The sequence below is a fragment of the Shimia litoralis genome (assembly GCF_005518135.1).
Taxonomy (GTDB): domain Bacteria; phylum Pseudomonadota; class Alphaproteobacteria; order Rhodobacterales; family Rhodobacteraceae; genus Shimia_E; species Shimia_E litoralis.
In genome coordinates this window covers 1-10,300 of the sequence record NZ_SULI01000039.1, presented here as the reverse complement: position 1 = coordinate 10,300, position 10,300 = coordinate 1, and the positions used below count along the sequence as shown (strand labels likewise).

The window sequence follows — 10,300 nt, the reverse complement described above, 5'->3', positions numbered from 1 at the left end:
AGCAGACTTTGAAAGGCAACAAGAACGGAAACTGCAAGGCGTCTAAGAAACTAGGGGCTATTCAAAGAAAACACATCAAAATGTGCTGTTGCAGGTTCGCAACGCGAGAGTTTCTGTGCGTCGGAACTCGACGGCGAGGTCCGCTGATCTCGCTAACGCTTCATTGCATTTCTGAAATCCGCAATGCGCAATTGCGCACTTGTTCGATCTGATCCTCTGTTGGACGCAGCTGATTGCGGTGCCCGGAAATGTTAATGGCCCCGATCACATGCTTTGACCGATCAAAAATAGGCGCGGCGATGGCAACTGTACCTTCAGCAAGTTGCGACGCCTGTGCAACGTAGCCACGCTTGCGGTCCGCTGCGAGGGCGGTCTTCAATTCGGTCAGAGTTTCTATCGTGCCATCTGTGAACTTCTCAAACGCATAGCCTTCAAACCTGCGATCCAGTTCGGCTTCGCTGAGGTCTGCCAACATGATGCGGCCCATAGAGGTCGCAAAGGCGGGTAGACGCGAACCGACGGGGATGTTTGAAACCATTGGGCTGGGTGACATCGCCCGGTAAATGTAGACCGCTTCGGTATTTTCAAGCACCGAAACATGTACGGAAAATCCCGAAATGTCGCGCAGTGAGCGAGCATGCACCGCCGCCACGTCGCCCAAATCAAGAGATTTGATATAGCTGTAGCCCAGCTCCATCACGCGCGGGGCAAGTCGGAAACTGCGGGATTTCTCATCTTTTATCAAAAACCCCTCTTGTTCCAGCGTATGAACGAAACGAAAGGCCGCAGAACTGGTGACAGATATTTCCTCAGCAATCTGAGACAGAGTCATATCTGCCCTGCCGGCGCCGAAGGCTTCGAGGATTTTTAGCCCCCGAAGCAGAGAGTTCGATTGGTATTTTTTGTCTTTTGTCATGCCTCAGTCATAGTTTTTGCGCCAACCGCTGCATAGTGGAAATATAACTAGCGTCGATTCCGGCCTGCTGGGGGTGCTGCCCATCGCGTATTATCTGACGACCCGCAACATACACGCCTGCGATTTCGGCCTGTTGCCCCGCAAACATATGGAAGTCCAGCACCGCTTCAGGTGTCACCGCCGCCATAATACCATTGATGTTGTGACTCAGTTCAACAAAATCTGCGCGATACCCCTCTGCGATTCGACCAATTGCGCGCCCAGCGGCACGCGCCCCGCCATGGGCTGCCTTTTGCCACAGATAGCTGCCGACATTCGGCAGTTGTTCAGAACAAAGAATATTGCGCTGTCGGTGCAACAGTCGCTGGCTGTATTCCAGCGTGCGCAGCTCCTGCATGGGCTGGGTGCAGATATTGCTGTCAGACCCAATGCCGAAGTGGCCATCCGCGGCCAGGAAATCGACAGCACGGAATATCCCATCGCCAAGATTCGACTCGGTCAGCGGGCACAGGCCAACGGTTGCCCCGGAAGCTGCGATGGCCGCAACTTCGCTGTCATCCAAATGGGTAGAGTGGATCAGGCACCACGTCTCATCCACCGGCGCCTGATCCATAAGGGCGGTCACAGAGCGTTTGCCGCTATGGGCGAGGCTGTCGTCCACTTCCTTGGTCTGTTCCGCAACATGGATGTGGACCGGACAGCCCGGCAGCAGATCCCGCCGAAGATCCATCAGCCAGGTCATTTCCTCTTCGGTGACAGCCCGTAGCGAATGCGGGGCAATGCCCAGATTATGGCCCGCCTGCGGATCTTTGAGTGCCTCAATCAGACGCAGATATTGATCCCGCGAGTTGATAAAACGCCGCTGGGCATCCTGCGGAGAAACGCCGCTGAAATTTGCGTGCGCGTAGAACACTGGCAAATGCGTCAGGCTCAGGCCTGTTTGATTTGAAGCCGAAAGGACCGCAGCCGACAGTTCTTCTGCGCGCGCGTAATATCCCCCGTCCGTATCATTGTGCAGATAATGGAACTCTACAATCTCGGTATAACCGCCCTTGAGCAGCTCCATATACAGCTTTGCGGTGATCGCCTGCAGATCTTCTGGCGAAACGTTATGCGCAAAATAATACATCATCTCGCGCCAGGACCAGAAACTGTCGACGGGATTGCGGCGCACTTCGGACAGCCCGGCCATGGCGTATTGGAAAGAGTGGCTGTGCAGGTTCGGCATGCCAGGAACAACCGGGTTTTCAATCACCGGATAACCGTTTGGGTTGTCATCCTGAACCAGCGTTTCAAAATTGCCGGTATCGGTGATTGTTGCGGATACGTTCTGTTGCCAACCTTGGTCCGTCAACGCTTGCTTGAAATGAAAACCCGTTGTCATTTGTCTTCCTTTGTTCCTGCACCGGAGCAGTGGCTGTAAGTATCTGTAGGGCGGCCGCGTCGGCGCAGAGGTACGCACTGGTCAAGTATTGGTGTCAACTTCGTCCAGCAACGTGGATACCAGATCTTTGATCGCGATCTTCAACTTGTCCGCCTCGCCGTGCACCAGATCCCATGGGGCACGTTCTTCCATATAGGTCGCCTGCGCAATTTCGAGTTGCAGCGCGTGAACGTTCTCGTTGGGCTGGCCGTAATGTCTGGTAATGTAGCCACCTTTGAAGCGACCATTTTTCACAAAGCTATAACGGCCTGACTGAAGAGAGTTTTCGGCGCGGGCCTCAAAGCGGGCAGCAGTGCTCGCGCCGCTGTTGGTTCCCAGATTGAAGTCCGGCAAGACGCCGTCAAACAGTCTGGGCACCTGTGACCGGATGGAATGCAGGTCAACCAGAATACATATTCCGAACTGTGACTTGATCCGCTGAATTTCGGTTTCCAATACCTGATGATAAGGCGCCCAATATGACTGAATACGCGCCTGTACATCATCTGTGTCTGGCGCCTGACCTTCCAGATAAAGTGGACTGCCATCAAAGTCGATTTGCGACACCAGGCCAGTTGTCGGCCCCGCGTAAAGAGGCGTGTCTTCGACGGAGCGGTTCAGATCCACAACATAGCGTGAATAATTCGCGGCAAGGACGCTGACCCCCAGATCGGTGCAGGCCAACGCCATCTGATCCATGTGCCAATCGGTGTCTTTCAGCTCCAGCGCGTCTTTCCGCAGTCGACTTTTTATATCACTGGGCAGGAGTTTTCCGGCATGTGGCACATTCAGCAAAACAGGCTTGGATCCCGTCACGAGTGTCATCAGGTTTGAAGCTGCCATTGCCTGTCCTTTTTCATTATTGAAATTCATCTTTGACATTTGAAACTGATTGAGTCAATGATCCACCTGCCGGGTCGCGAGATGAACCCCGGTTGGCATCAACAGGAGGATAAAATGCTTACTCGCAGAACCCTTATGCTTTCAGTGGCAGCCGCGCCCTTGGCTGGGCTTTCCAGCCAAGCAGCCAGGGCGCAGTCACGCTCTTTCTTCGGCATCGCAACTGGCGGTACCGGCGGCACCTACTATCCGCTCGGCGGCATGCTTGCTCAGCTGATTTCGAATACTGCTGAACTGCCCGGTACCAAACTGTCGGCAACGGCGGAAACCGGCAACGCTTCGGTGGCGAACACCAAACTTCTGAGCCGTGGTGAGATCGAAAGTGCCTTTGCCGCCGCAGATATCTTGGACGCGGCCTATAATGGCACCGGCCAGTTCGAAGATGGTAAAGTTGAGAACATCCGCGCAATTGGCGCTCTGTATCCGGAAACCGTGCAGTTGGTTGTGCGTGCGGACTCGGGCATTGAAAAGTTCGAAGATCTGGCTGGCAAGTCGATTTCGTCCGGTTCGCCGGGCTCTGGCCAATGGCAGCTGCTGGGCGATCTGATCGAGGCCCATGGCATGTCGCGTGAGGATGTATCCGAAGACTATTCTTCTTTCTCGCAATCGGTAGAGAAGATCAAAGACGGTAATCTGGACGCATCGTTGATCACCGCGGGCGCGCCGACATCTTCCGTGACCGAACTGGCCAACGGCCACGAAATCCGCATCGTGCCGCTGACCGGGCCTGCAATTGCCAAACTGCAGGAAACACAGCCCTATTACGTCAGCTCGATCCTGCCTGCCGGGTCGTACAAAGGTATCGACGCTGATGTGGAAACACTGGCGGTTCGCGCGATCTGGGCCACCCATGCTGATGTGTCCGAGGACATTATCTATGCTGTGACCAAAGCTCTGTATGAAAACACCGAGACTTTGGGAAAGGTGCACCCGAAGGGCCGCGAAATCTCTGCTGCGACGGCATTGCAGAGTGTCTCTATCCCGGTCCACCCTGGTGCGGCCAAATATTACCAAGAAATCGGTGTTGGGCAGTAACGCCCATAAATTCGGCACTTGGAGGCTCGCTTTCTTAGCGGGCCTTCTTCTGTTGCCACATGCGGCCGCGAGTGAAGCAGCCGTTGACAACCTGTGTATCTACCAAGGCTATACCGACACAGTGCTGGCAAGATATTCACCGGACCGCTCCGGGGTTTTCTCGTTATCCTTTGTGCATTCGGTCTCGCTCACACCGGTCGTTGATGTTTACGAAATTAGACCGACGGGAATTCATCAGGTTGCGGAGATTTTTGAAGCGCATGGCGCGGGGTTACCATCGTTTGCTGGCGATGTCGGCGAAACCGGCTGGCGTTTTGAAAACGGGAAATTCGTTGTGGACATGGACAGAGAATTCCAGCGCATACAGCTGCGGATACAACGCGAATATCTCAACACGCTGCACATAGCGGAACAGAAAATCATACTTGCTGATTTTGATGCCAATTCAATTGGGCTCCAAATCTGCGGGAAGTGGGGAGACTAGACGATGTCACAACAAAACGAGAAAGCGATGCTGGCTGATGCCGAGCCAACGCTTTCGCCTGAAGAAATCGAGGCGATGATCAAGGAGTTCGACTCTGAATCTAATTTTCGCGACGTTGCCGGCCCTATCGCGGTTCTTGTAACAGTCACCTCTGTCGTCCTGTCACTTTTCCATCTCTATACAGCGGGCTTCGGCCTGCTGAACGAGGTTATGCACCGTACCGTCCACCTCGCTTTTGTGATGGGCTTGGTGTTTCTGGTGTTCCCACGCAAACGCGCCGCACCAACTCCGGCTATGTGGCGGACATCTATTGTGTTCGCCGCCTTCTATCTATTCCTGATCTTTGACCTGTTTGAACAATTACCCGCTGCTGCGTCGACTTACATTTTCAGTGCCGGGATGGTCGCGCTGGCGGCCCTGACTTTACCAATAAACGGGAAAGGCGCGAAACCGGGCCAGATTGCATTGCGCGACTGGCTGTTTGCCGCACTCGGGGCAGGTTTCTCGGCCTATCTGGCGGTGTTCTTCAAAGATATATTCATCGTAAATGTAGGCGATCCACGTCCACAGGAATACATGATGGGTTTGATCGCCATCGTGATGACGCTGGAAGCCACCCGCCGCACTATGGGTCCCACACTGGCCTATATCGGCGCATTTTGCATTCTTTATGCCATGTTCGGCCCATATATGCCCGGCATTCTGGCCCACCGCGGCTATGGCATTGATCGCATTATCAATCACCTATTTGTCGGGACCGAAGGCATCTACGGCGTCGCCGTTGGTGTGGTGGCGACCTATGTGTTCCACTTTGTCCTGTTTGGCATCCTCGCCCAAATGAGCGGCTTGGGGCAGTTGTTCATTGATCTGGCGACGATCATCGCCGGCAGGCATTCTGGTGGCAGCGCAAAAGTTTCGGTTGTGTCCTCGGGCTTCTTTGGCATGATTTCAGGCTCGCCCATCGCCAACACCGTAACAACTGGTGCCTTTACCATTCCCTTGATGAAAAGGATGGGGTTCTCGGGTCGGTTTGCCGGTGCAGTAGAGGCCTCTGCCTCTTGCGGCGGTCAGGTGACGCCACCGATCATGGGGGCATCTGCATTTGTCATGACCGAGATGCTTGGCGTGCCCTATAACGAGATCATCCTGATCGCCATCATCCCGGCTGCCTTTCACTATCTGGCCATTCTTCTGATGGTCCACCTTGAATCCAAACGGCTGGGGCTGGCAGGTATGTCGGCTGACAAAATCCCGCAACTGGCACAGGTCCTCAAGCGGTCCTGGCACCTGTTGGTTCCGCTGGGCGTTATGGTGGCTCTGCTGTTGATGCAATACACGCCATTCCTTGCTGCTTTCTGGGGCATCCTGCTGACGATCGGCTTTTCCTATATTCCACTGGTGGCGCATAAATTGGGCAACCGAGATATGGACCTAGAGACTGTGCTTACGCCGAGACGTCTGGTTATCGGTTTCGAGGACGGGGCAAAGTTTGCGCTGGCGATTGGCGCGGCCTGTGCCTGTGTTGGCTTCCTTTTGGGGGTCACAACCCTGACGGGCCTTGGCTTCAAATTCTCAGCCGCCGTTGTGCAGCTGGCTTATGATCTGGCGGCCGTTGTGACCGCGCTCGACTTTACGGGGCTGCTGTCCGAAAAATCCATTGCGCTGTTCTTTGGGCTCTTCTTTGTGGCCATCGCTTGCATCTTGATGGGGGCAGGCATTCCAACCACGCCAACCTACATCATTCTGGCCTCTATCGCGGCGCCCGCGCTGACGGAATTTGATGTGCCGTTGATCGCAACCCACTTCTTTGTATTCTACTTCGGCGTGCTTGCGGATGTGACGCCACCGGTTGCCCTTGCAGCGTATGCCGCCGCAGGCCTGTCACGCGCCGACCCCATGCGTACAGGCACGACAGCGTTCAGGCTGTCGATGGGCAAGGCACTGGTGCCATTCATGTTCATCTATGCACCAAGCCTGTTGTTTGTCGATTTCTCACCGCTGGAGTTTGTGTTGGCCCTGACCAGCGGTATCCTCGCGATCCTTGCGTTGTCGGCGGCTTATATCGGGTTCTGGAAGCGGGAGCTGGTGCTTTTCGAAAAGGTGCTGTTGACGCTGGGCGGGCTGGTTTTAATTTCCAACAACCTGATCGCGATCGCTATCGGAACTGTGGTCGTGTTGGGCATTTTGGCGCGTGCCAAAGCTCCTTCAAGAACCGAAGCTGCCTGACCAACTTGGGGCAGGCATCGTGATGTCTGCCCCAATAAAAACGACGACCTACAGGCTTAGTGAGAATCGGGGCAAGCTCCCCGAAGATAATGCAGTTCAGAGGCATAAGGTATTTCGCCAGGTAATTGCCTCTATCAGTGGCAACGTTCGCTTGGGTATCGCTATGTTTGATATGCCTATTTCCTTTCCTGAGGGCAGGAAGCCGACATTGAAGAGCAAAGGCCAAACGATCGGTTTGTCTGCGATGCAGTCACCCAGCATGCCAAAATGCTGCTCTCATGGGGTAATGTCTGCTTAGGAGAAGCTGCAATGCAGCGTCGGGCCGCCTCGTGAACGGTAACGTTGGGCCGCTCATGTTGTTCTGGAAAGATCGATATAGAGAGATCGCCGCTTTGCAGCTAACGGCAGGGATGAGCCGATTTTGTTGAAAAACTCTTACTTGATTGGCGGTCGATCGGCTGATTCAATTCTCTCAACGAATGGGAGGATTGGGGATGATGGGACCGAGGCAAGAGGCGCAGGCAGCTTTGTTCTACGAGTTCTCGCTAGAGGATCACGTTCCTCATAATCACTTGGTGCGGTCGATTGATCGTTTTGTTGATCTGACCAGCGTCCGTGCTCACCTAGCGGATTTCTACAGCCACACTGGTCGGCCCTCCATCGACCCAGAGCTGCTGATCCGGATGCTTCTGATCGGGTATTGCTTTGGCATTCGATCCGAGCGGCGGCTGTGCGAAGAGGTGCATCTGAACCTTGCATACCGCTGGTTTTGCCGGCTCGATCTGACGGACAACATCCCGGATCATTCGAGCTTTTCCAAGAACCGTCACGGTCGCTTTCGGGAGAGCGACCTGTTGCGCCATGTGTTTGAGGGGACGGTCGCGCGCTGCATGGAAGAGGGTTTGGTCGGCGGCCAGGGCTTCGCCGTCGATGCTAGCTTGATCAGCGCTGATGTCCAAAAGCAGAACTCCAGCAATCCAGAGGATTGGGCAGCACGCGAGATTAATCCGAACGATGCGCCCCGGGCGGTGCGCGAGTATCTCGACACTCTGGACAACGAAGCCTTCGGAGCAGCGACCACCGCCAAGCCAAAGTTCACCGCCCATGCTGACCCCGCAAGCCAATGGACTGCCGCGCGCAAAGGCCCGGCATTCTTTGCCTATTCCGACAACTATCTGATCGATACGGACCACGGCATCATTGTCGATGTTGACGCCAGCCGGTCGAACAAGACCGCTGAGGTCGGCGCGATGCGCAAGATGCTAGATCGGACCGAAAAGCGCTTTGGCGTGAAGCCCGATTGGATCGCGGCAGACACGGCCTACGGGTCTTCAGACACTCTGGTCTGGCTGGCATTAATGCGCCAAATCCTCCCCTTTATTCCCGTCTTTGACAAAGGCGAACGGACGGACGGAACCTTCTCGCGCTCCGACTTCACATGGGATGATGAGAACGACCGGTACATCTGCCCGGGCGGCAAAGAGATGCGGCATACATGGCGGACCTATTCTGATCCAAAACGGAATGCGCCAGTTTGGAAATCCAGAAACTATCGGGCACTGAAATCAGACTGCACAGGATGCGAGCTGAAAGCAAAGTGCTGCCCTAACGCGGAAACGCGTTCGGTCCATCGCGATAAATATGAGATCGTCAGAGACTTCGCTCGCCAATGCACTGCCTCTGAGTTCAACCCCAAGGCTCAGGCGCGACGAAAAAAGGTCGAAATGCTCTTTGCCCACCTCAAACGCATCCTCGGCCTGGGGCGGCTCCGATTACGGGGCCCATGCGGCGTTCAAGACGAATTTACCCTCGCAGCCACCGCCCAAAACCTCCGGAAACTCGCAAAGCTCAAACCGATGGAGCCCGCCGCAGGTTGAAGCGGCGGCTACGCCTTAGACATCTGAACGAAATCAGACCAATACCTCAAACAGACGCCCCGAAATCAGCGACTTTTTCAACGGAATCAGCCCTTAGTTACGGATGCTGCAAAACCCTTGAATTGGCATTGTGGCGGGATAGGAGACGTCCGCTGCACCCGTATCAGGAAAGCCCCCGTCTGAAGAAAGTGGCCATTCACAGACCGGAAGATATTGGCATCATTGCTGCATCCTGCATCCTGCATGCTGCACCAAGGTCCGTAGTGGGCAGAAGTGGACTTTGCAAAATCTGAGCGGTTTACCTGAAGCGGACCTTAGTTCTGAGCAAGGCGAATGCCAACGAAGAGCCCAAAAATGGCGAAGTTCACGCACAGCGACTTGCCCTACCGTGCTTGGGCAAGTCCCACTAAACTCAAACGTCGGGGTGAAAGGAGTGCGGTGCGTTACGGTTGAGCTGGAAGAACACCCACTTCTTGTGAATAGGTTATACTGACAGTACTGTAATCTCAGGTTGGTGGATTGTCGAAGACACCTCCAAGGGTATGAAATTCCCCTTGCTCTGGACGCGGTTCAGTCAGCGATAGCCGAACAGATGCAAACACCGGCCTTTCGAAAAAGTTGCGACCTCAGCGAAGCACAACAATAATCGGTCAATGATAATAAGCGGCTTACGAACCCACGCCGCAAAATGGCGAAAGGTGATATCTCTACAATTGATGCGCCTTTCGAAAGTTTGGACAACTCTCTGCATAGACAACCTCGACGGTCGGGCCTTGCCTTCTTTAGGGGGCGCAATCTCGCGCAATTGGGAAGGGTTCTGTTATGGGCTTGGTTTGGACATAGATATTCCAGATGCAAAACTGGCTGTGGCAGGGGACTTTCCTGTGCTGTTTCCAGAAGCCGCCTCGGCTTTCAAATCTCATCCCGTCGAAGACTATCTCATTGATCTTCCAAATTGGGAAAACCGCCCAGTAGACGTTCGAAACCCAAACAGTTGTTAGACGCTGGTGCAGACCCCAACATCCTAGACCAAAACGCTGTTCAGCGCTTTTGAGAGCGCATCAGGGTGGCGATGACGCCCGCTTTTGGGCACCGCTGACCGCACCGTCTCTAGAGGTGATCAACCCAAGAACCAATGGCAGAAATTCTACGCTTTCGGCTGCGATTTCCCTCGGCAAAGCAGACCTATTAAAGGCGCTTCTAGCGCAAGGGGCTGATACTGAAATCAGGAGTCTGAAGTATCGAACGGCTCTTTTTGAAGCGGTAGCATGGTTCGCAAGTCCGAACGCTTTTGTCCAAACGGCAATACGCAAATGCCGCATAACAGAGGGTTTTGTTCTGATGACGCCCCAATGGGCTGACCCGTCGCTCGAATTGAAGTGGTCCGGCAAATTCGGACAGCGTGCTAAGATGTATCCAACCCGATTGAATGGATACAA

8 protein-coding genes are annotated in these 10,300 nt (G+C 54.4%); 5 read left to right on the top strand and 3 right to left on the bottom strand.

The features are described from left to right. Positions 1 to 160: 160 nt before the first annotated feature. The 3 genes from FAP39_RS16915 to hutG all read right to left on the bottom strand — a co-directional run bounded on the left by FAP39_RS16915 (position 161) and on the right by hutG (position 3,182). Entirely contained in the window at positions 161 to 916 is a 756-nt protein-coding gene (locus FAP39_RS16915; protein WP_138017554.1) for an IclR family transcriptional regulator, read from the bottom strand. A gap of 7 nt (positions 917 to 923) precedes the next feature. Beyond that, a complete protein-coding gene (locus FAP39_RS16910; RefSeq protein WP_138017553.1) occupies positions 924 to 2,300 on the bottom strand; it encodes a formimidoylglutamate deiminase in 1,377 nt (458 codons plus the stop codon). A gap of 81 nt (positions 2,301 to 2,381) precedes the next feature. Then, entirely contained in the window at positions 2,382 to 3,182 is an 801-nt protein-coding gene (hutG, locus tag FAP39_RS16905) for an N-formylglutamate deformylase (protein WP_246059240.1), read from the bottom strand. A gap of 114 nt (positions 3,183 to 3,296) precedes the next feature. Here hutG and FAP39_RS16900 point away from each other — a divergent pair, with 114 nt between their 5' ends. The 5 genes from FAP39_RS16900 (at position 3,297) to FAP39_RS16880 (ending at position 9,862) form a co-directional block, all read left to right on the top strand. Next, positions 3,297 to 4,274: a TAXI family TRAP transporter solute-binding subunit gene (locus tag FAP39_RS16900; protein WP_138017552.1), complete on the top strand. Its 978-nt coding sequence runs from the start codon at positions 3,297 to 3,299 to the stop codon at positions 4,272 to 4,274. Next, positions 4,264 to 4,758: a DUF1850 domain-containing protein gene (locus tag FAP39_RS16895; RefSeq protein ID WP_171006910.1), complete on the top strand. Its 495-nt coding sequence runs from the start codon at positions 4,264 to 4,266 to the stop codon at positions 4,756 to 4,758. Before FAP39_RS16900 ends, FAP39_RS16895 begins: the two co-directional genes overlap by 11 nt. 3 nt (positions 4,759 to 4,761) lie before the next feature. Further along, positions 4,762 to 6,984, top strand: a complete 2,223-nt coding sequence (locus FAP39_RS16890) for a TRAP transporter permease (protein WP_138017550.1) — start codon at positions 4,762 to 4,764, stop codon at positions 6,982 to 6,984. A 494-nt stretch (positions 6,985 to 7,478) separates the two neighbouring features. After that, positions 7,479 to 8,861 carry a transposase gene (locus tag FAP39_RS16885; RefSeq protein ID WP_138017549.1) on the top strand — a complete coding sequence of 461 codons (1,383 nt, stop codon included), beginning with the start codon at positions 7,479 to 7,481 and terminating at the stop codon, positions 8,859 to 8,861. 773 nt (positions 8,862 to 9,634) lie between these two features. Further along, positions 9,635 to 9,862, top strand: coding sequence for a hypothetical protein (locus FAP39_RS16880; RefSeq protein ID WP_138017548.1), 228 nt, complete (start codon positions 9,635 to 9,637; stop codon positions 9,860 to 9,862). The last annotated feature ends 438 nt before the right edge of the window (positions 9,863 to 10,300 follow it).